Genomic DNA, 20,242 nt, shown 5'->3' on the forward strand with positions numbered 1-20,242 from the left:
CTCGACCGTAAGGCGCCGCCGGTGCGGCGCCGCAGGAAGCGCCCATGCTGACCTACGCACGCTGGAAGTACGTCGTGATGGTGCTCGTGCTGATCGCGAGCGCCCTCTACGCACTGCCGAACCTGTTCCCGCCCGATTCGTCGGTGCAGATCACCGCCAGCCGCAACGCGCCGGTCGACGCCGCGTTGCGCCAGCGCGTCGAAGGCGCGCTGCGCCAGGCGGGCGTCGCGCCGAAGGCGATCGAGCTGGAGGGCGACAACCTCCTGGTCCGGCTCGGCAACGCCGACCAGCAGGCGAAGGCGGCCGACGCGATCCGCCCGCTGCTGGGGTCGGACTACGTCGCCGCGCTCAGCTTGGCGCCGACCGCGCCGGACTGGCTCGATCGGATCGGCGCGCGGCCGATGCTGCTGGGCCTGGATCTGCAGGGCGGCGTGCACTTCGTGATGCAGGTGGACCGCGCGGCCGCGCTGGAGAAGCGGCTGGAGGCGGTGGCCGAGGACGTGCGCGGCGCGCTGCGCGACAAGCGCGTGGTGTACGAATCGGTCGAACGGCGCGGCAACGGCGTCGCGGTCACGCTCGCCAACGCCGGCGACGCCCAGCGCGCGCGGCAACTGATCCTCGACACGCTGAACACCGGCGCCCCCATCGGCGGCGAACCGCCGGCGAGCGTGCAGGGCGACGGACGCGAGCTGCGGGTGCAGCTTTCGGAGGGCGAGCTGACGCGCACCGCGGTCGACGCGGTCGAGCAGAACATCGGCACGCTGCGCAACCGCATCAACGCACTGGGCGTGGCCGAGCCGGTGATCCAGCGCCAGGGCGAGGAGCGCATCGTCGTGCAGTTGCCGGGCGTGCAGGACACCGCCCAGGCCAAGCGCATCCTCGGCGCCACCGCCACGCTCGAGTACCGCGCGGTGATCGGTACCGAGAGCGAGTGGATCGAAGCCGAACGGACCGGCGTCGCGCCGCCGGGCGCGAAGCTTTACCGCACCCGCGCCGGAACGCCCGTGCTGTTGAGCCGCCGCGTGATCGTCTCCGGCGACCAGTTGATCGGCGCCAGCTCCCTGCGCGATCCGCAGAGCGGCACGCCGGCGGTTTCGGTGCGCCTCAACAGCCTCGGCGGTTCGCGCATGTACGACTTCACCAGCCAGAACGTCGGCAAGCCGATGGCGGTGGTCTACATCGAACGCATCCCCGAGGTACGCACCGTCGACGGCAAGGAGGTCCGCTCGACCCGTGTGGACGAGGAGGTGATCTCGGTCGCCAACATCCAGGAGCCCTTCAGCAACCAGTTCCAGACCACCGGCCTCGCCAGCATGAAGGAGGCCGCCGATCTGGCGCTGCTGCTGCGCTCCGGCTCGCTCGCCGCGCCGATGGAGTTCGTCGAGGAGCGCGTGATCGGCCCCAGCCTGGGCGCCGAGAACGTCGAACGCGGCCTGCGCGCGGTGCTGTATTCGTTCCTGTTCGCGCTGGCGTTCTTCCTCGTCTACTACAGGATGTTCGGCGTCATCACCTGCCTTGCGCTGCTGCTGAACATGCTGATGCTGGTGGCGGTGATGTCGCTGTTCGGCGCCACCCTCACGCTGCCGGGTCTTGCCGGTATCGCGCTCACGGTCGGCATGTCGGTGGACGCCAACGTGCTCATCAACGAACGCATCCGCGAGGAGCTGCGCGCCGGCGTGCCGCCGCTGACGGCGATCGCCTCCGGCTACGACAAGGCCAGCGGCACGATCGCCGACGCCAACATCACGGCCATCCTGGCCGGCATCGCGCTGTACGCGTTCGGCACCGGGCCGGTGAAGGGCTTCGCGGTCGCGCTGATCGTCGGCATCCTGACCTCGATGTACACCGCCGTGTCGGTGTCGCGCGGCATCGCGACGCTGATCTACGGCCACCGCCGCAAGCTGAAGTCGATCGCGATCTGAGGGAGCCAGCATGAAGCCGTTCAACGTGTTCCCGTACGACAGCCGCTTCGATTTCATGCGGCTGCGCTGGGTTTCCCTGGCGGTCGCGCTGCTGCTGCTGCTCGCCGCGGTCGCCGCCATCGGCCTGAAGGGATTCAACTTCGCGCTCGATTTCACCGGCGGCATGGGCATCGAACTGCGGTTCGAGCGCCCGGCCGACGTCGACGCGGTGCGCACCCGCCTCACCCAGGCCGGTTACGACGGGGCGCAGGTGCAGACGCTCGGCACCGGCGCCGATCTGCTGGTGCGCCTGCAGCCCAAGCCCGGCCACGCGCTGGCGGAAACGCGCGCCGAGGTGCTGCGTCTGGTCTCCACGCCAGAGAATCCGGCCCAGGCCATCGGCGGCGAGTTCGTCGGCCCGCAGGTCGGCAAGGACCTGGCCGTCAACGGAATCTGGGCGCTGATCTTCGTCGTGGTCGGCTTCCTGATCTACATCTCGTTCCGGTTCGAGAAGAAGTTGGCCGTCGCCGCGGTGATGACGACCATGCACGACGTGGTGGTGGTCGCCGGCTGGTTCGCGTTCACCGGGCACGAGTTCGACCTCACGGTGCTCGCCGGCCTGCTGTCGGTGATGGGCTATTCGATCAACGACACGATCGTGGTGTTCGACCGCGTGCGCGAGAACTTCCGCTCGATGCGCGCCGATTCGCTGACCGTGCTGAACGTATCGATCAACCAGACGCTGTCGCGCACGGTGATCACCTCGTTCGTGGCGTTCCTGACCGTGCTGGCGCTGTATCTGTACGGCGGCGGTTCGCTGCGCGGCATGGCCGAGGCGCAGATCATCGGCATCGTGATCGGCACGCTCTCCACCATCTTCATCGCCTGTCCGCTGCTGACGCTCGGCTGGCTGAAGGTGAGCAAGCAGGATCTGCTGCCGAAGGCGCGCGACGAGGAGGCGCTGGCGCGGCGTCCGTAAGCGGCCCGCGAAGCTGGCCACGACGACGGGCCCTGTGGGGCCCGTCGCCGTTTTTTGCGCCAAGCCGATCGATAGCGACAGGGACGCCCGCTTCCCGCTTCCCGCTTCCCGGTTCCCGGTTCCCCGTTCCCGATTCCCGATCCCCGCCCTCAGTCGAACGCCGCCGCGTACCCCGTCTCGACGATCCTCTTCTGCAGCACGTCGGCGATCTTGACGTTGCCGGCGATCAGGCCGCGGCCGGCGGTGCCGCGGCCGTCCATCGGGCCGGTGGCGCGGCCGCGGAAATCGGAGACCTTGCCGCCGGCCTCGCGCACCAGCAGCACGCCGGCGGCGATGTCCCACGGCTTCACGCCGGCTTCGAAGTAGGCGTCGGCGCGGCCGCAGGCGACGTAGGCGAGGTCGAGCGCGGCCGAGCCGGTGCGGCGCACGTCCTCGGCTTCGGCCAGCAGCGCCTCCAGGCAGCGCAGGTGCGGCGCCACGCGCGCGCGCTCGCGCGGCGGGAAGCCGGTGATCAGCATCGCGCCCTGCAGGTCCTTGCGCTCGCCGATGCGGATGCGCTTGTCGTTGAGCGTCGCGCCGCCGCCGCGGCTGGCGGTCCACAGCTCGTTGCGCAGCGGGTCGAAGATCACGCCGTGCACCGGCTCGCCGTTCTCGACCAGCGCGATCGACACGCAGAAATGCGGGATGCCGTGCAGGTAGTTGCTGGTGCCGTCGAGCGGGTCGATCACCCACGTGTAGCGGCCCTTGCCCTGGGCGCCGCCTTCCTCGCCGAGGAAGGCGTAATCCGGCCCGGCCTTGCGCAGTTCGCGCACGATCTCCTTCTCGGCGGCCTCGTCCACCTCGCTGGCGTAGTCCATCCGGCCCTTCTCGACGATGTTGAGCGCATCGAGCCGGTTCATGTGCCGGATCAGCACGTTGCCGGCGGCGCGGGCGGCACGGACCATGAGCGTGACGGCGGGTTTCTGCACGGCGGGCAGCCTCGTGGGAGCAGGGCGGGGAGAAAGAACGAACCCGGCGCGAGGCCGGGGCGCGGAGTTTACCATTCGCGCCCATGAGCATTTCCTCAACCCAACCTCTCGACCGCGTGCGCGTCGTGCTGGTCGGCACCCAGCATCCGGGCAACATCGGGTCGGCCGCCCGTGCGCTGAAGACGATGGGCCTGCGCCGGCTGGTGCTGGTGTCCCCGGAACGCCCACCCAACGCCGAATCGACGGCGCTGGCGGCCGGAGCGGAGGACGTGCTGGCGGCGGCCGTCACCTGCGGCACGCTGGCCGAGGCGGTGGCCGACTGTCACCTCGTGCTCGGTTCGACCGCCCGCGCGCGCCGGATCGCGCTCGAGGAGCTGTGGCCGCGCCCGGCCGCCGCGCGCGCGCTCGACGCGGCCGCGGGCGGGGCGGAGGTCGCCCTGGTGTTCGGCCGCGAGCGCACCGGGCTGACCAACGAGGAGCTCGATCTGTGCCATGCGGCCGTGTTCATTCCGGCCGATCCGGGCTACAGCTCGCTCAATCTGGCCGCGGCGGTGCAGGTGGTCGCCTACGAATTGCGGCTGGCCTGGCTGGGCGGCGCCGGAGCGGCGCAGGCGCCTGCCCCGGCGACGGCGGCCGCCGACGCCGATCGCGAGCCGCCGGCGCCGCACGCGCAGATGGAGGCGCTGTTCGCGCACTTCGACGCCGCGCTCGAGGCGATCGACTTCCACAAAGGCCGCGCCCCGGAAGTGGCGATGCGCAAGCTGCGCCGCCTGCTGCTGCGGGCGGCGCCGGAGGAGCGCGAGGTGCGTCTGCTGCGGGCGATCCTGGCCGACGTGGAGCGGACCGCGCGGCTGGCGTCCGGGCGGAATTGAGCCGGCATCGCGACACGATTGCCGCGCCGACCCGGTTTTCGTTTAGGCTGCGAGCGTCTCGGAAGCAGGGGGCGGGGATGGGCGCAGCCGTCAGCCGGATCGCGGCGTGGGTGCTTTGCGCATTCGCGTTGGCGATCCCGCGCGTGGCCGCCCCGGCCACCGACGGGGGCGTGCTGGTGCTGGGCCGCATCAGCGACGACCCCAAGGCGCACTACGACCAGCTCAAGCCGCTGCTGGAGTACGTGGTCGCGCACATGGAGGATCTGGGCGTTCGCCACGGCCGGATCCTGATGGCGAAGGACGCCCAGCAGATGGCGAGTTACCTGCGGCGCGGCCGCGTCGACTGGGTCACCGAGACCGCCGGCTCGGCGATGCTGCTGGCGCAGCGCGCCGGAGCGCGGCCGCTGCTGATCACCGAGCGCGAAGGCGTCAGCCGCTACCACACCGTGTTCTTCGCGCGTCGCGACGGCGCGGTGGACGCGCTCGCCGATCTGCCCGGCCATTCGGTGGCGTTCCAGCGCCCGGCCTCGACCAGCGCCTACTTCGTGCCGGCCGCGACCCTGCTCGATCAGCGTTTCCGGCTCGAACTGCTGCTTTCGCCCACCGATGCCCCCGGCACCGGCGCGGTGGGGTATCTGTTCGCGCGCTCGGAACTCAACATCGCCACCTGGGTGCACAAGCGCCTGGTCGATGTCGGCGTGATGAGCAATCTCGACTGGAACAACCCGCGCCGCGTGCCGCCCGCGTTCCGCCCGGACCTGCGCATCATCGCGCGCACGCCGGACTACCCGCGCGCGGTGGAGATGGTGCGCGCCGATCTGGACCCGCGCATCGCCGCCCGCCTGCGCGAGGTGCTGCTGCGCGCGCACGCCGATCCGCAGGCGCAGGACGCGCTGCGGCGTTTCTTCGCGACCTCGCGGTTCCTGCCGGTCGACGACGCCGCGCGCCGGGAGCTGGAGCGCGTGTCCGCGGGCGTGCGCCGCGTCCGCGAGGAGGTCGAATGAGACTGCGCTACGGCCTGCAGGCGCGCTTCCTCACCGGCATGACCGCGGTGCTGGTGCTGACCCTGCTGCTGCTGGGCCTGCTGTGGCAGCGCCAGACCGCGATGCAGCGCGAGGTCGAGAGCATCAGCCGCGAAGTGCTGGACGCGATGGTGCGGCAGAGCGTGGAGCGCCGCGGTACCGCGACCGCGAACCAGCTCGCGCGCACGCTCGCCAACCCGCTGTACTACTTCGACCTCGACGCGATCGGCGACCAGACCCGTTCCGCGATGCGCCAACCGGGCATCGCCTACGTGCTGGTCTACGACGCCGACGGCAACATCATCCACGACGGTACCGAGGACATCGGCCGCTTCGGCCAGATCATGGCCGACCCGCTCGCCTCGCGCGTGATGGCCGCGCGCGAGCCGGCGGTGGTCTGGACCGATCGGGTGATGGACGCCTCCGCGCCGATCATGATCGGCAGCCAGCGCATCGGCGGCGTGCGTCTGGGCCTGGACCTGGCCAGCGCGCGGCGGACGCAGGAGGACGCGCTGCTCGGCCTGCGCACCCGCCTGGACGCGATGGCGCGGCGCCAGCTCGGCTGGATCGTGGTGCTGGGGCTGGTGCTGTTCGCCGCCGCCGCCGCCGCCCTGCTGCTGGTCCAGCGCTTCGTCGTGCGGCCGATCCGCGAGCTGGCGAGCGCGGCCGGCGAGATCGAGGCGGGCCGCTACGACACCGACACCCCGGCCAGCGTGCGCCACGACGAGATCGGCGAACTGGTGCGCGGCTTCCGCCGCATGCGCGACAGCATCGCGCGGCACGATCGCGAGATCCGCCACATCGCCTACACCGACGCGCTCACCGGCCTGCCCAACCGCACCGCGTTCCGCGACGTGCTCGAAGCGCGCATGGAGGAGGCGCGCAAGGGCGGCGCGGATCTGCAGATCGCGCTGCTGTTCGCCGACGTCGACGACTTCAAGCGCGTCAACGACACCCTCGGTCACGACGCCGGCGACGAGGTGCTGCTGCAGTGCGCCAACCGCATCCGCAACGCGGTCGACCGCCACGGCGGCGACCGCGCGATGCTCGCGCGCTTCGGCGGCGACGAGTTCGTGGTGATGCTCGAGGGCGTGGAGCTGCGGCAGACCGCTGCCCAGCTCGGCGCCGCCCTGGTGCGCGCGCTGGCCGAGCCGATCGCGGTCGAGGGTCGTCAACTGTTCCTGGGCACGTCGGTCGGCATCACCCTCTACCCGGACGACGCGCGCGACGCCGCGGTGCTGATGAAGAACGGCGACATCGCGATGTACCAGGCGAAGATCGCCGGCAAGAACTGCCATCGCTTCTACAACGCCACCATGAACCAGGCGATGGAGCGGCGCGTGTATCTCGAGCACGACCTGCGCGGTGCCTGGAACCGCGGCGAGCTGAGCCTGGCCTACCAGCCGATCTACCGGCTCTCCGACGGCGCGCTGGTCGGCGCCGAGACCCTGCTGCGCTGGCTGCATCCGGAGCTGGGGCTGGTGGCGCCGGCGGCGTTCATCGACGTCGCCGAGCAGAGCGGGGTGATCGAGACCCTGGGGCCGCTGGTGCTGGATGCCGCCTGCCGCGACGCGGCGCGCTGGCAGGCGGTGGCCGGCGAGGCCGGGCCGCTGTTCCTGTCGGTGAACGTCTCGCCGCGTCAGCTCCGCACCGGCGATCTGGCGTCGCTCATCGGCCAGTCGCTGGCCGATACCGGGCTGGCGCCGGCGCTGCTGCACATCGAGCTCACCGAGACCGCGGTGCTCGGCGACGAGGCGCACGTGAGCCGCCTGCTGGAGCGCATCCGCGAGCTCGGCGTGAAGGTGTGGCTGGACGACTTCGGCACCGGTTTCTCCGGCCTGAGCCATTTGCGCCGGGTGCCGGTGGACGGCGTCAAGATCGACCGCAGCTTCATCGCCGACATCCTGCACGACACCGACGACCTGGCGCTGACCGGCGCGATCATCTCGATGGCGCATTCGCTCGGCATCGTGGTGGTCGCCGAGGGCGTGGAGAAGGAGGGGCAGTACGCCGTGCTGCGCGAGCGCGGATGCGATCTGGCGCAGGGCTTCTGGCTGGGCCCGCCGGTCGGCGCCGAACAGTTCCTGAAGCTGCTCGACCCCGCCGAAGCCTGAGGCGCGTCGTCAGCCGGTCAGCCGCCCGACCCAGTCCGCGATCAGCGTGGCGATCTGCCCGGACAGCACACCGAACACCGCCACCGCCGCCGCACCGCCCGCCCATGCGGCCGCCATCAACCAGCCGTCGCGTTCCAGCAGCGCCAGCGCGAACAGCAGCAACAGGCCGCCGAAGATGTAGTTCGTCAGCGGGATCGGCAGCGCCAGCAGCACGCCCACCAGCACCACCAGCGTGCCGGAGACGCCGCTGGCGAGGCGGTGATCGAGCAGCCAGGCCGCGCGCGGACGCACCACGCGCTCCAGCCGCCTGAGGAACGGCGCGAGCAGGTCGCGGAAGCGCTTGAGGGTGTGCCGGTGCGGCCCGCGCCGGGCGACGAACTGCGGCAGCCACGGCCGCCGCAGGCCGACCAGCAGTTGCAGCCCGATCAGCACCGCGAGCGGGCCGCTGACGATGCCGCCGGCGCCGGGGATGGGGATGAAGGCCGGCAGCGCCGACACGAACAGCAGCATGCCGAAGGAGCGCTTGCCGAGGCCGCCGAACAGCGCGTCCAGGCGCAGGGCATCCTCGTCGGGGCCTTCGGCGAAGGCGTCGAGCAGGGCGCGCGTGCCCGCCTCGTCGAAGCGGGGATCAGCCGGCGGTCGCATCCGGGTCATCGTCGGAGGATGGCGCCCGCCTCAGCAACAGCTTGTCGACGCGCGGGCCGTCGAGGTCCACCACCTCGATCCGCCAGCCGTCCCAGTCGAACGCCTCGCCCACGTGCGGAATGCGGCCGAAGCGGGCGATCACCATGCCGGCGGCGGTGTGGTAGTCGTGCTCGTCCTCGCCGGGCAGGCGCCCGCCGCCGAGCAGCTCGCGCAGGTCCTCGCGCGGCAGCGCGCCGTCCACCAGCAACGAGCCGTCGGCGCGGTGCACCACCGGGTTCTCGTCCTCGTCGCCCTCCGGCGACTGGATGCGGCCAAGCACCGCGGTGAGGACGTCGTTCACCGTCACCAGGCCGGCGATGTCGCCGTACTCGTCGACCACCAGCGCCAGCGACTGCTGCTCCTCGCGGAAGATCTCCAGCAGCTTCAGCGCGTGGGTCGATTCGGAGACGAACAGCGGCTTGCGCAGGCGGTCGAACAGCGCCGGCGCGCCGCTCTGGATGCCCTCCAGCAGCGATTTGACCTCGAGGATGCCGAGCACGTCGCGGTCGCTCTCGCGGTAGACCGGATAGCGCGAGAACGGCGTCTCGCGCATCACCGCCAGGTTGTCGGCCAGCGGCGCGGCGGCGTCCAGCCAGGCGATGCGCGTGCGCGGCGTCATCAGGCTCTCGACCGTGCGGTCGCCGAGGCTGAGCACGCGGTAGACCATCTTGCGCTCGTCGGCGTCGATCACGCCCTGCTCGTGGCTCTCGCTCACCAGCAGGCGGATCTCCTCCTCGCTGATGTGCGCGCGGGCGTCGTCCTTGAGCCCCAGCAGGCGCAGCACGCCGCGGTTGATCGCACCCAGCGCCAGCACGGCCGGGCGCGCGGCGCGCGACAGGCCGTACAGCGGCAGCGCGACCGCGCAGGCGATCCGCTCCGGATTGGTCAGCGCCAGCCGCTTGGGCACCAGCTCGCCGAAGATCACCGAGCCGGCGGTGATCAGGCCCACCGCGGTGCCGATGCCGATCGGCTGCGCGTACTCGCGCACGAGCGGCATGCCTTCGCCCAGCCAGCCGGCGATCGCAAGGCCGATGCTCTCGCCGCCGAACACGCCGGTCAGCACGCCGATCAGGGTGATGCCGATCTGCACCGTGGACAGCAACTGGTCCGGATGCTCGGCCAGCAGCAGCGCGGTGCGCGCGCCGCGGCTGGTTTCGGCCATCTGCTTCAGGCGCAGCTTGCGCGAGGTCATCAGCGCCATCTCCGACATCGCGAAGAAGGCGTTGAGGACGATCAGGAAGACCACCACCGCCAGCTCAAGCATCCGCCGCGCTCCGGTCGTACGGCAGGCGCGCGCCCGGGGCGCGCGGAGCGGGAGGTCGGGAGGGCGTCGGGTCGTCGTCCATGCGGCGGCGGGGGCCCGGAGGGGGGTGTCCGGGAGCGGGCGATCTTAGCAGGCGCGGGCGGATGTGCCGGTGGCGAGCGCAAACGGTCATCGAGCGGTCATAATTCGCGCTTCGCCCCGCTGGCGCAGAGGCTTCCTGCGATGTTCTCCCTGCAAACCATCTTCGGCCAAGGCAACCAGTTCTACTCCCTGCTCGAGCAGGCGGCGGTCGCCGCGCACGACTCGACCAAGGCCCTTCACGCGATGCTGAGGGAGTCCAACCGCGAGCCCGCGCTGGACGCCTTCAAGCTGGCCCGCCAGCGCGAGCGCGAAGCCGCCGACCGCATCAGCCACGAGCTGGTCAACAGCTTCATCACGCCGATCGAGCGCGAGGACATCGAAGCGCTCGGCTCGGCGCTGTACAAGATCCCCAAGCAGGTCGAGAAGTTCGCCGACCGCTACGCGCTGGCGACCCAGCACCTGGCCCACATCGACTTCGCGCCGCGCGCGGCGATGCTGGAGAAGGCCGCCGACGTGGTGGTGCGGATGGTGCGGCAGTTGCCGAAGATGAAGCTCGAGCCGATGAAGGCGCTCAACGACGAGCTGCGCGCGCTGGAGAACGAGGCCGACCGCCTGATGCTGGAGCTGTACCGCGACATCTACTCCGGCAAGCTCGACCCGGTGCAGATGTTCCTGCTGAAGGAGTTCTTCGAGATCCTGGAGAAGGCGATCGACCGCTGCCGCGAGGCGGGCGTGGTCGCATACGAAATCGTGCTGAAGAACTCCTGAGGCCGCCGCCATGCTGACGCTGGTCCTGGTGGTCGTACTGGCCGCGCTCGTGTTCGAGTACATCAACGGCTTCCACGACACCGCCAACTCCATCGCCACCGTGGTCGCCACCAAGGTGCTGACGCCGCTCCAGGCGGTCAGCCTGGCGGCGTTCACCAACCTGGTCGGCGCGCTGTGGGGCACCGCGGTGGCGAAGACGATCGCCTCCGGCATCGTCGATGCCGGCGTGGTGGAGGTCACCTCGCAGATGATCCTGTGCGCGTTGCTGGGCGGGATCATCTGGAACCTGATCACCTGGTGGTGGGGGCTGCCGTCGTCCTCGTCGCACGCGCTGATCGGCGGACTGGTCGGCGCCGCGTTCGCGGCGGCGATGAACAACCCCGAGGCGATCGTGTGGTCCGAAGTGAAGGACCCCTGGTACAAGAGCGCGGGCATCCTGTGGAAGGTCATCGTGCCGATGGTGAGCTCGCCGCTGCTCGGGTTCGCCGCGGGCTTCCTGGTGATGGGCCTGCTGTTCGCGGCGATCGGCCTGATGGCGCGCAGCGGCGGTCTGGCGGCGCGCATCGCGCGGCCGCGCTGGGTCAATTCGATCTTCGGCAAGGCGCAGCTGGTCAGCGCCGGCGCGATGGGCTTCGCGCACGGCTCCAACGACGCCCAGAAGACGATGGGCATCATCGCGCTGACGCTGGTGGCCGCGCAGGCCGACGGCACGCTGGACAACCTGCCGTCGTGGCTGGCGTTCCTGCATCCCTCGCCGAATGCGCTCGCCAACAACGACATCGACGCCTGGATCAAGGTCACCTGCGCGATCGTGATGGCCGCCGGCACCGCGGCGGGCGGCTGGCGGATCATCAAGACGCTCGGCCACAAGCTGGTGAAGCTGCATCCGATCCACGGCTTCGCCGCCGAAACCAGCGCCGCCTCGGTGATCCTGGCGGCGTCGTCGCTGGGCATCCCGGTGTCGACCACGCACAACATCTCGTCGGCGATCATGGGCGTGGGCACCGCCAAGCGCTTCAACGCGATTCGCTGGACGGTGGTGGAGCGGATGATCTGGGCGTGGATCCTGACCATCCCGGCCGCGGGCGGCATCGCCTACGCGCTGTTCCACGGGCTGCGCTGGGCGGGGTGGGTCTGAGGGCGGGGAACGGGGAACAGGGAACAGGGAACAGGGAACAGGGAACAGGGAACAGGGAACAGGGAACAGCAGGGCTCGTTCCCCGTTCCCCGTTCCCCGTTCCCCCCTCTCAGAACAGATCGCCGTCGGACAGCGCCCGTTCCATGCGGTCGCCCATGCCGCCGATCTCGAGCACCAGGCGGTCGACTTCCGACAGGTTGAGCCCTTCGTACGGCCGGTTCTCGCACAACTGCAGGTGCGCGGTGCCGTCCAGGTCGCCGATCGCGAGATAGCCCACCCGGCTCTCCCAGTTGAACGCCAGCGCCTGGCGCGCATCGATGCCGTCCGCCGCGCCGATGGCGGTGCTCACGCGCAGGAACGGGCGGCCGTACTCGTCGTCGATCTCGGCGAGGAAGATCGACTGGTGACGCTGGCCGTTCTCCAGCGAGAGCTCGACCCAGGCGAGGCGGTCTTCCTCGAGCGTGACGCGGAAGCCCGCGGTGTGCAGGTGGCGGCGGATCTGTTCGAAGGTGCGCATGGGCTCGGCCGGTAGCGGTCGTGGCTATGCTACGCCGATGGGCGAGGAAAGCACCCGACGGATTCTCGACGCGATCCGCGCCGTGCCGCGCGGGCAGGTGGCCGGGTACGGCGAGATCGCGCGTCGCGCCGGCCTGCCGGGCCGGGCGCGCCTGGTCGCGCGCGTGCTGGCGGAAAACGACGACGCCACGCTGCCCTGGCATCGCGTGCTGCGCTCGGACGGGCGGATCGCGTTTCCGGAAGGCTCGCGCGGGTGGCGCGAGCAGTGCGCGCGGTTGCGCGCCGAGGGCGTGCGCGTGGAGAACGGGCGCGTGCGCGGCCAGGCCGCCGCGGCCACGCTCGACGAGCGGCTCTGGCGGATGGATTGAGGCGCAGCGGCGGCCTCGCCCGCGGAACACGGCGTTCGCGCCGCGGTGAACGGCCGAGCCGCTACCATGGCGCGACTGCGAGGACCCCCATGCTGCGCAACCTACCCCCCGTGACCCGGGCGTTGCTGATCGCCAACGCCGCGATGTTCGTCCTGCAATGGCTGCTGCAGGACAGCGAAGTGACGCTCGCGCTGATGCTGTGGCCGGTGGGCAGCGCCGGCACCTATCCGGGCGCGCCGGGGTTCGAGCCGTGGCAGCTCGTCACCTACGGCTTCCTGCACGGCAACCTGCCGCATCTGCTGTTCAACATGCTGGCGCTGCTGATGTTCGGCGCGCCGCTGGAGCACGTGTGGGGCGCGCGCCGCTTCCTGCTGTACTACCTGGTGTGCGTGGTGGGCGCGGCGTTGTTCCAGCTCGGCGTGGGCCTGTGGGCGGTGTCGGAGGGCGCGCCGGCGTATCCCACGGTGGGCGCGTCCGGCGGCGTGTTCGGGCTGTTGCTGGCCTACGGGATGCTGTTTCCGCAGCAGCGCGTGATGCTGCTGATCCCGCCGATCCCGATGAAGGCGCGCACGCTGGTGATCGTGTACGGCGTGATCGAACTGCTGCTCGGCGTGACCGGCCGGCAGCCGGGCGTGGCGCACTTCGCGCACCTGGGCGGGATGCTGTTCGGCTGGCTGCTGATCCGCTACTGGCGCGGGCAGCCGCCGTTCGGGCCGCGCCGGCGCAGGCCGCCGCCGCACATCCGCATCGTGCGCTGATCAGGGCGCGGGCAGCCGTTCCAGCCCGCACTGCGCGAGCACGCGCGGCCACGGGAAATGCGGCCCCGGGTCGCGCTTGCGGCGCACGCGCACGGCCGGGTCGTCGCTGGCCGGCACGTCCTCGCGGTCGAGATCCTCGTGGCCGGCGATCCAGCGCAGCGCGGGCAGCGCCCCGCCCAGCGCGCGCAGCAGGCGCACCAGCGCGTCGATCTGCGCATCCGGGTAGGGTTCGTCCATCGTCTGGTGGCGCGAGTCGAGCCAGTGCGGCCAGCGGCCGCGGTTGACCAGCTCGATGCCGACCGAACGCGCGTTGTAGCCGCGAACGTGGTGGGCGATGCGCCCGGGCGGTACGTACTGCTCGATACGGCCGTCGCGGTCGATGTAGAAATGCCCGCTGTTGCCGGTGCCGGAGGCCGGGTAGAGCACGCGTTCGCCGTACTCGCGCGCGGTGGCGAGGTCCGGCAGTTCGGTGCAGTGGATCACCGCCAGATCGATCGACTCCACGGGGCGCGCCTCCAGCCGTTCGGCATACGGGAGCCAGTGGAGGCGGACGGGAAGCGCGGTCAGGGGCTGCATGCGGGCCGATGCTAGCATCGCCACCCCGGCGCCCGACCGGCGACGTGCCGCACGCGCCACGCCCGATCGGCGATCATGGCGCCCCTTCTTTCCACGCCGGATCGCATGCGCGGACACTGCATCCTTTCCCACGGCTTCGAGAGCGGCCCGGACGCCGCCAAGGTGACGGCGCTGGCCGAAGCGGCCGCGCGGCTGGGCTGGACGCACGAGCGTCCCGACTACACCGACCTCGACGTCCGCCGCGAAGTGAGCGAGCTCGGCGACGTTCCGGCGCGCATGGCGCGGCTGCGCGCGCTCGCGCAGGCGGCCGGGGAGCGCGGTCCGCTGGTGCTCGCGGGCTCGAGCCTCGGCGCCTGGATCTCGGCGCGGGTGTCGCTGGAGGTGCCGGTGGCCGCGCTGTTCCTGATGGCGCCGCCGGTGCGGATGGGGCACGCGCCGGCGCTCGATGCGCGCGCGGTGCCGACTTCGATCGTGCACGGCTGGGACGACGAACTGATCCCGGTCGCGGACGTGGTCGCCTGGGCGCATGCGCGCCGCGCGCGCCTGCTGCTGGTCGACGACGGCCACCGGCTGTCCTCGCACGTGCGGGCGAGCGCGGAGGCGTTCGCCGCATTGCTGGCGTCGCTCGCGTGAGCCGCTTCTTCGCCAGTTGCGCCAAGGGCCTGGAGTACCTGCTCGTCGACGAGCTGGTCGCGCTCGGCTGCGCGCGCGCCACCGCCACCGTCGCCGGCGTCAACGTCGAAGGCACGCTGCGCGACGCGCAACGCGCGGTGCTGTGGTCGCGCCTGGCCAGCCGCGTGCTGTGGCCGCTGGCGACGTTCGACTGCGCCGACGAGCACGCGCTGTACGCCGGTGTGGCCGCGCTCGACTGGGAGGCGCACCTCGACCCCGACGACACGCTGGCGGTGGACGCGCACGTCGCCGGTCCCGCGCTCACCCACGCGCGTTACGCCGCGCAGCGGGTCAAGGATGCGGTGGTCGACGTGCTGCGCGCGCGCACCGGCCGCCGGCCGGCGGTGGACGTCGAAGCGCCCGGCCTGCGCCTGAACCTGGTGGTGCGCAAGGGGCGGGCGACGCTGTCGGTGGATCTCGGCGGCGGTCCGCTGCACCGGCGCGGCTGGCGCCGCGCGCAGGGCGAGGCGCCGCTGAAGGAGACGCTCGCCGCCGCCGTGCTGCTGCGCGGCGGCTGGCCGCAGGTGTACGCGCAGGGCGGCGCGCTGCTCGATCCGATGTGCGGCAGCGGCACGCTGGTGATCGAGGGCGCGCTGATGGCGGCCGACGTCGCTCCCGGCCTGCAACGCCACGGGGAAGCGTCGCCGACGCGCTGGCCCGGTTTCGACCTCGCGGCCTGGCGCGAACTGCACGCCGAGGCGCGCACGCGCGCGGACGCGGGACGCGCCAAGCTGCGGCGCGCGTTCCTCGGCCGCGACCTCGACCCGCGCGCCATCGCCGCCGCCCGCCAGAACGCCGAGGCCGCGGGCGTGGCCGATGCCATCGCCTGGGACGTCGGCGACGTGGCGGTGCTGGACGCGGCGCACCTCGCGCCGCTGACGGGCGACGGCGCGCCGCCGGCGACCGGGCTTGCGGTCGGCAATCCGCCGTACGACGCGCGGCTGGCCGCCGATCCGGCGCTGTACCGCGAGCTGGGCGATGCGCTCAGGCGCGCGGTGCCCACCTGGCGCGCCAGCCTGCTGTGCGGCGACGCGGAACTGGCGCGCGCCACCGGCCTGCGCGCGAAGAAGGCGTACACGGTGTTCAACGGCGCGCTCGAATGCGCGCTGATCGCGGTCGATCCGATCGCGCCGCCCGCGCGCGTCGAGCCCGAAGCGCCGCGCGAGCTGAGCGAAGGCGCGCGCATGGTGGCCAACCGACTGCGCAAGAACCTGCGGCACCTGAAGGGCTGGCGCGAGCGCGAGGGCGTGAGCTGCTTCCGCGCCTACGACGCCGATCTGCCGGAATACGCCGCGGCGATCGACGTCTACATCACCGACGAACCCGAGCCGCGCACCTTCCTGCATGTGCAGGAATACGCCGCGCCGGCCGAGATTCCCGAGGCCGACGTGCGCCGCCGCCGTAACGAACTGCTGGCCGCCGCGCGCGAGGTGTTCGAGGTGCCGCGCGAGCGCATCGCGCTCAAGACCCGCGCGCGCGGCAAGGGCGGCAGCAAGTACGGCCAGTTCGACCAGCGCGGCGAGTTCGTCGTCGTGCGCGAAGGGCGCGCGCGACTGCGGGTGAACCTGTTCGACTACCTCGACACCGGGCTGTTCCTCGACCACCGGCCGATGCGGCTGCGCCTCGCGCAGGAGGCGCACGACGCGCGCTTCCTCAACCTGTTCGCCTACACCGGCGCGGCGACCGTGCATGCCGCGCTCGGCGGCGCCCGCAGCACCGCCACGGTCGACCTGTCGGCCACCTACCTGCAGTGGTGCGCCGACAACCTGCGCGAGAACGGCGTGGGCGGCGCGCGCCACGCGCTGGTGCAGGGCGATGCGCTGGCCTGGCTGGAGGCCGACCGCGGCCAGTACGACCTGATCTTCTGCGACCCGCCGACGTTCTCGAACTCCAAGCGCGCCGAGGACTTCGACGTCCAGCGCGAGCACGTGCGCCTGCTGCGCGCGGCGGTGGCGCGGCTGGCGCCGGACGGGGTGCTGTACTTCTCCAACAACTTCCGCCGCTTCCGGCTCGATGCCGAGGCGGTCGCCGCGTTCGCGCAGTGCGAGGAGATCACGCCGCAGACGATTCCGCCGGATTTCGCCCGCGATCCGCGCATCCACCGCTGCTGGCGGTTGCGGCGGCGCTGAGCCGCCGCGCGCGCGTCACCACCAGCCCCACCACGGCCACGGCGCCGGGTGGGTGATGACGTCCACGCGCTCGCGCACCGGCCACAGGTAGACGACGTCGGCGTCGACGCGCGGGAAGCGGTAGTCGTAGCCGCCGATCTTGCGGTTCTCGTAGCCGCCGATGCGGCCGGTGAAGGTGACTTCGCGGTTCTTCTCGAACACCGCCGGGTCGTAGAAGCCCGCGCGGCAGGCGATGAAGCGGCCGCCGATCTCGTCGCTGGCCCAGCGCGGGCGGCCGTAGGCGTCCAGCGGCATCGACAGCATCTCGAAGCAGGTGCTGTTGGGCTGCGGCTCGACCGCGACGATGCGGCCGCCCCAGCGCACCGTGGTGCCGGTGGCGTCGCGCGCGGCCGCCTCGTGCGGGGTGATGGCGGCGTACTCGCCCTGCAGCGGGGTGGGCAGAGTGGTGCAGGCGGCCAGCAGGGCCGCGGCCAGGGCGGTGAGAGCGAGGCGGGTGGTCATCGGCGGTCTCCGGTGGGGCGGGGGCGGTGCGCGTGCAGCAGGCGCACCAGTTCGCGCTGTTCGCGGGCCGCGGCGGGCCCGGGGGTGCGGGCAGCGTAGCGCCAGTGCACGAAACGCCGACTGAGCGCCTCCAGCGCCGGCGCGAGGTCCGGGCGCTGCGCGGCCACGCGGGCCACCCAGTCGCCGGCCGGTTCGTGCGGCTCGCGGCCCAGGCCCAGCCGGCGGTAGCGCCGCTCCAGCCGGTGCCAGGCGCGCAGCACCGGGTCGGGCTCGCGCACGCCGCGCGCGCTCAGCCAGGCCATCCACAGCAGCGCCAGCGCGGCAGCGGCGGCGAACAGCGCGATCAGCGCGCCGCTGTCGAGGCGCTCGATGCCGAACGGACGCAGCAGCCGCTGCTGGCGCTGCGCGTCGTAGCCGAGCACGAAGTCGTTCCACGCCCGGCGCGCCCAGTCGCCCAGGTTGAACAGCGGCGTGGCGCCCGCGCCGAGCAGCCCCTCGGCGCCGGGCGCGCGGTCGTCGATGGTGTCGTAGATGCGCTCGGGCGCGACCGCGGCGGTCGGGTCCACCCGCACCCAGCCGCGGCGCGGCAGCCACACCTCGGCCCACGCATGCGCATCGGAGTTGCGCACCAGCCAGTAGTCGCCGAGCGGATTGCGGTAGCCGCCCGCATAGCCGGTGACCACGCGGGCGGGGATGCCGGCCGCGCGCATCAGCACCACGAACGCGCCGGCGTAGTGCTCGCAGTAGCCGGTCCGGGTGTCGAACAGGAATTCGTCGACCGCGTTGCGGCCCAGCGGCGGCGCGCTGATCGAGTAGGCGAACTCGCGCCGGAACCAGCCGAGCGCGCGGCGCACCACCGCCGCGTCGTCGTCGCCGGCCTCGGCGCGCCAGCGGCGGGCGAGGGCGAGCGTGCGCGGGTTGTAGTCCGGCGGAAGCTGCAGCGCCATGCGCAGCACCATCGGCGTGAGCTTGTCCTCGAAGCGCACCGGCGGCGCGGATTCCAGCCGCCAGCGGGTGAGTCCGCTGAGCGGGCGCAGCGTGCTGAGCGTGTGGCCGAAGGTGAACCGCGTGCCGGCCGGAGCGGCGAGCGGCACTTCGAGCGCCGGCAGCTCGCGGCGGTCGGTCGGCTCGACTTCCAGTTCGTAGCGCCAGCGCGGGCGTCCGGGCTGCGGCGGCGGCACCGGCGCGGCGGCGAGCCAGTCCGGCCGCGACCACGTGCGCCCGTCGTAATGCCACAGCACCGGGCCGCGCCAGTACATCGCCGACTGCGGCGGCGCCGCGCCGAAGAACCGCACGCGCAGTGCCGGCGTGTCGTCCGGCAGCAGATCCAACCAGTCGCCCGGCGACATCCGGTCCGACAGCCCGGTGCGCGCCAGCGCCCGTTCCGGCACGCCCCACATCGGCGCGGCCAGGCGCGGGAACAGCCAGAACGCCGCCAGCGCCAGCGGCAGTCCGATCGCCACCAGCCGGCCGACCTGCGCCAGGCTGCGCGCCAGGGCGCGCGGCGCGGCATCGCCCGTCTCCAGCTCCGCCAGCCGCTGCAGCGCCGTCAGCGCCGCCAGCGCGCCGAGCAGTCCGAGCGCCAACGGCAGCGGTCCCTGATCCAGCAGGAAGGTGCCGAACGGCGCGAACAGCGAAAAGCCGATGAAACTGCGCGCATCGCGCACCTGCGTCATCTCCGCCGGCTTGAGCGCCAGCATCGCCGCCAGCAGCGCGCTGCCGGTGTCGCGCCCGAGCTGGAAGCGGCTCTGCGCCAGCATCACGCCGAGCACGGCCAGCGCCAGCAGCGCGCGCAACGCCGCCGGCATCGGACCGCGCGCGCTGAGCGCGACGATCAGCACGCCGCCGACCGCGATCGGCGCCGACAGCGTCGGCGGCAGCGTGAGCAGCAGCGGCAGCAGGCACAGCGCGCCGGCGGCGAGCGTCCAGCGCCGGGTGGGCGCATCGAGCGGAACCGGCGTGCGCTCAGCCATCGGGCATCAGCGCCAGTGCGCGCAGGCAGGCGTGGCGGTGCGCCTCGCCGCGGTCGGGTCCGAGCTCGGGCTGGCCGGGCAGGCGCAGACGGTAGCGGCGGCCATCGCGCTCGGCCTCGTCCACCCATCGCGCCAGGCGCGCGATGCGCGGCTCGACGTCGAGCGTGGGCAGCGCGGTCCAGTCCAGCACCACCTCGGCGCCGAGCGGCTGCTCGAACTCGCGCACCAGCAGCGCATCGCGCCGCGCCGAGGCCTTCCAGGCGATCGCGCGGCGCGCATCCCCGGCGCGGTAGGCGCGCAGGTGGTGGACGTCGTCGCCGGCCGGATGCAGCCGTGTCTGCGCGATCTCGCCGGCGCCCTCGGGCAGCGGCGGGCCGTCGGTTTCGGGGCGCGGGTACACCAGCAGGGGGCGCTCGGGCCAGACGTAGGCCCAGGCGCGCGCCAGCCCGAGCGGACGGGTGGTCCACACGCGCAGACGGGGCACGTCCAGCCAGCCGCGGCGCTCGGTCGGCAGCGTCCATCCGGTTTCGCCCAGCCCCTGGTCGAGATGCAGCACCGCCGCCGGCGCCGCGGCGGTGACGCCGTCGTCGTCCACGCGCAGCCCGCGGCGGATGCGGCCCGGCGCCGCGCGGACGTGGATGCGCAGGTGCAGGGGTTCGCCGGCGGGGACCGGCTCGGCGTCGATCGCGGTCACCGACAGGCCCGAGAGCTGCAGGTGGGCGGCGACCAGGCTGGCCAGACCCGCGCCGGCCAGCAGCAGCGCGAGCAGCAGCGCCGGGTTGTTGTTGTAGTTGAGCGCTCCGGCCGTCATCGCCGCCAGCAGCGCGGCGTAGAACAGGCCGAAGCGGGTCGGAAGCACGTAGATGCGACGGCGGTCGAACGCGGCCGGAAGCGGCTCGGGCTCGCGCGGCCGGACCCAGCGGCGCATCGCGGCGATCGCACGGCGCGCGGGCATCCT

Annotated in this window: 19 protein-coding genes; 11 read left to right on the top strand and 8 right to left on the bottom strand. The window is 72.5% G+C overall.

Annotation, left to right across the window (positions count from 1 at the left end; genetic code table 11):
- The first annotated feature begins 44 nt into the window (after positions 1-44).
- Positions 45-1,922 (top strand): protein translocase subunit SecD, encoded by a 1,878-nt coding sequence (secD, locus tag FQY64_RS00860; protein WP_146471814.1) that lies wholly within the window; start codon positions 45-47, stop codon positions 1,920-1,922.
- 10 nt (positions 1,923-1,932) lie between these two features.
- On the top strand, positions 1,933-2,880 hold the full coding sequence (gene secF / locus FQY64_RS00865; RefSeq protein ID WP_146471815.1) for a protein translocase subunit SecF: 948 nt from the start codon (positions 1,933-1,935) through the stop codon (positions 2,878-2,880).
- A 149-nt stretch (positions 2,881-3,029) separates the two neighbouring features.
- On the opposite strand, the gene FQY64_RS00870 is transcribed toward secF, so the two are convergent.
- A complete protein-coding gene (locus FQY64_RS00870; protein ID WP_146471816.1) occupies positions 3,030-3,848 on the bottom strand; it encodes an inositol monophosphatase family protein in 819 nt (272 codons plus the stop codon).
- An 83-nt stretch (positions 3,849-3,931) separates the two neighbouring features.
- On the opposite strand from FQY64_RS00870, the gene FQY64_RS00875 reads away from it, so the two are divergent.
- The 3 genes from FQY64_RS00875 to FQY64_RS00885 all read left to right on the top strand — a co-directional run bounded on the left by FQY64_RS00875 (position 3,932) and on the right by FQY64_RS00885 (position 7,856).
- Positions 3,932-4,720 (top strand): RNA methyltransferase, encoded by a 789-nt coding sequence (locus FQY64_RS00875; RefSeq protein ID WP_146471817.1) that lies wholly within the window; start codon positions 3,932-3,934, stop codon positions 4,718-4,720.
- A gap of 77 nt (positions 4,721-4,797) precedes the next feature.
- Complete coding sequence (locus tag FQY64_RS00880; protein WP_146471818.1) at positions 4,798-5,724, top strand: phosphate/phosphite/phosphonate ABC transporter substrate-binding protein; 927 nt, start codon at positions 4,798-4,800, stop codon at positions 5,722-5,724.
- Entirely contained in the window at positions 5,721-7,856 is a 2,136-nt protein-coding gene (locus FQY64_RS00885; RefSeq protein ID WP_146471819.1) for a putative bifunctional diguanylate cyclase/phosphodiesterase, read from the top strand. Before FQY64_RS00880 ends, FQY64_RS00885 begins: the two co-directional genes overlap by 4 nt.
- Before the next feature lie 9 nt (positions 7,857-7,865).
- Here FQY64_RS00885 and FQY64_RS00890 read toward each other — a convergent pair whose 3' ends face one another.
- Positions 7,866-8,510, bottom strand: a complete 645-nt coding sequence (locus FQY64_RS00890) for an exopolysaccharide biosynthesis protein (RefSeq protein ID WP_386112675.1) — start codon at positions 8,508-8,510, stop codon at positions 7,866-7,868.
- Positions 8,485-9,804 (bottom strand): hemolysin family protein, encoded by a 1,320-nt coding sequence (locus FQY64_RS00895; RefSeq protein ID WP_146471821.1) that lies wholly within the window; start codon positions 9,802-9,804, stop codon positions 8,485-8,487. The genes FQY64_RS00890 and FQY64_RS00895 overlap by 26 nt, the downstream gene beginning before the upstream one ends.
- A gap of 222 nt (positions 9,805-10,026) precedes the next feature.
- Here FQY64_RS00895 and FQY64_RS00900 point away from each other — a divergent pair, with 222 nt between their 5' ends.
- The gene (locus FQY64_RS00900; RefSeq protein ID WP_146471822.1) at positions 10,027-10,653 is read left to right on the top strand and encodes a DUF47 domain-containing protein; all 627 of its coding nucleotides are present in this window, start codon (positions 10,027-10,029) and stop codon (positions 10,651-10,653) included.
- Between the two features lie 10 nt (positions 10,654-10,663).
- Positions 10,664-11,791, top strand: a complete 1,128-nt coding sequence (locus FQY64_RS00905) for an inorganic phosphate transporter (RefSeq protein ID WP_146471823.1) — start codon at positions 10,664-10,666, stop codon at positions 11,789-11,791.
- Between the two features lie 109 nt (positions 11,792-11,900).
- Here the strand turns inward: FQY64_RS00905 and FQY64_RS00915 are convergent, their stop codons facing one another.
- The gene (locus tag FQY64_RS00915) at positions 11,901-12,308 is read right to left on the bottom strand and encodes a hypothetical protein (protein ID WP_146471824.1); all 408 of its coding nucleotides are present in this window, start codon (positions 12,306-12,308) and stop codon (positions 11,901-11,903) included.
- Between FQY64_RS00915 and FQY64_RS00920 the strand changes: the two genes are divergently transcribed.
- Together FQY64_RS00920 and FQY64_RS00925 are read left to right on the top strand one after the other, a co-directional pair.
- Positions 12,307-12,675 carry an MGMT family protein gene (locus tag FQY64_RS00920; RefSeq protein WP_146471825.1) on the top strand — a complete coding sequence of 123 codons (369 nt, stop codon included), beginning with the start codon at positions 12,307-12,309 and terminating at the stop codon, positions 12,673-12,675. The genes FQY64_RS00915 and FQY64_RS00920 overlap by 2 nt on opposite strands.
- 89 nt (positions 12,676-12,764) lie before the next feature.
- Entirely contained in the window at positions 12,765-13,433 is a 669-nt protein-coding gene (locus FQY64_RS00925) for a rhomboid family intramembrane serine protease (RefSeq protein ID WP_146471826.1), read from the top strand.
- Here FQY64_RS00925 and FQY64_RS00930 read toward each other — a convergent pair whose 3' ends face one another.
- Positions 13,434-14,009: an N-acetylmuramoyl-L-alanine amidase gene (locus FQY64_RS00930; protein ID WP_146471827.1), complete on the bottom strand. Its 576-nt coding sequence runs from the start codon at positions 14,007-14,009 to the stop codon at positions 13,434-13,436.
- Positions 14,010-14,114: 105 nt separating this feature from the next.
- On the opposite strand from FQY64_RS00930, the gene FQY64_RS00935 reads away from it, so the two are divergent.
- A complete protein-coding gene (locus tag FQY64_RS00935; RefSeq protein WP_146471828.1) occupies positions 14,115-14,642 on the top strand; it encodes a hypothetical protein in 528 nt (175 codons plus the stop codon).
- Positions 14,639-16,810 (top strand): bifunctional 23S rRNA (guanine(2069)-N(7))-methyltransferase RlmK/23S rRNA (guanine(2445)-N(2))-methyltransferase RlmL, encoded by a 2,172-nt coding sequence (gene rlmKL / locus FQY64_RS00940; RefSeq protein WP_146471829.1) that lies wholly within the window; start codon positions 14,639-14,641, stop codon positions 16,808-16,810. Before FQY64_RS00935 ends, rlmKL begins: the two co-directional genes overlap by 4 nt.
- Before the next feature lie 15 nt (positions 16,811-16,825).
- Here the strand turns inward: rlmKL and FQY64_RS00945 are convergent, their stop codons facing one another.
- From FQY64_RS00945 to FQY64_RS00955, 3 genes are read right to left on the bottom strand one after another with little or no spacing between them, the layout of a single operon-like run.
- A complete protein-coding gene (locus FQY64_RS00945; protein ID WP_146471830.1) occupies positions 16,826-17,311 on the bottom strand; it encodes a Slp family lipoprotein in 486 nt (161 codons plus the stop codon).
- A complete protein-coding gene (locus FQY64_RS00950) occupies positions 17,308-19,284 on the bottom strand; it encodes a transglutaminase TgpA family protein (RefSeq protein WP_146471831.1) in 1,977 nt (658 codons plus the stop codon). Before FQY64_RS00950 ends, FQY64_RS00945 begins: the two co-directional genes overlap by 4 nt.
- Entirely contained in the window at positions 19,277-20,239 is a 963-nt protein-coding gene (locus FQY64_RS00955) for a DUF58 domain-containing protein (RefSeq protein WP_146471832.1), read from the bottom strand. The genes FQY64_RS00950 and FQY64_RS00955 overlap by 8 nt, the downstream gene beginning before the upstream one ends.
- Between the last annotated feature and the right edge of the window lie 3 nt (positions 20,240-20,242).

This window comes from Vulcaniibacterium thermophilum (assembly GCF_007923255.1).
In the GTDB taxonomy this organism is placed as follows: domain Bacteria; phylum Pseudomonadota; class Gammaproteobacteria; order Xanthomonadales; family Xanthomonadaceae; genus Lysobacter_F; species Lysobacter_F thermophilum.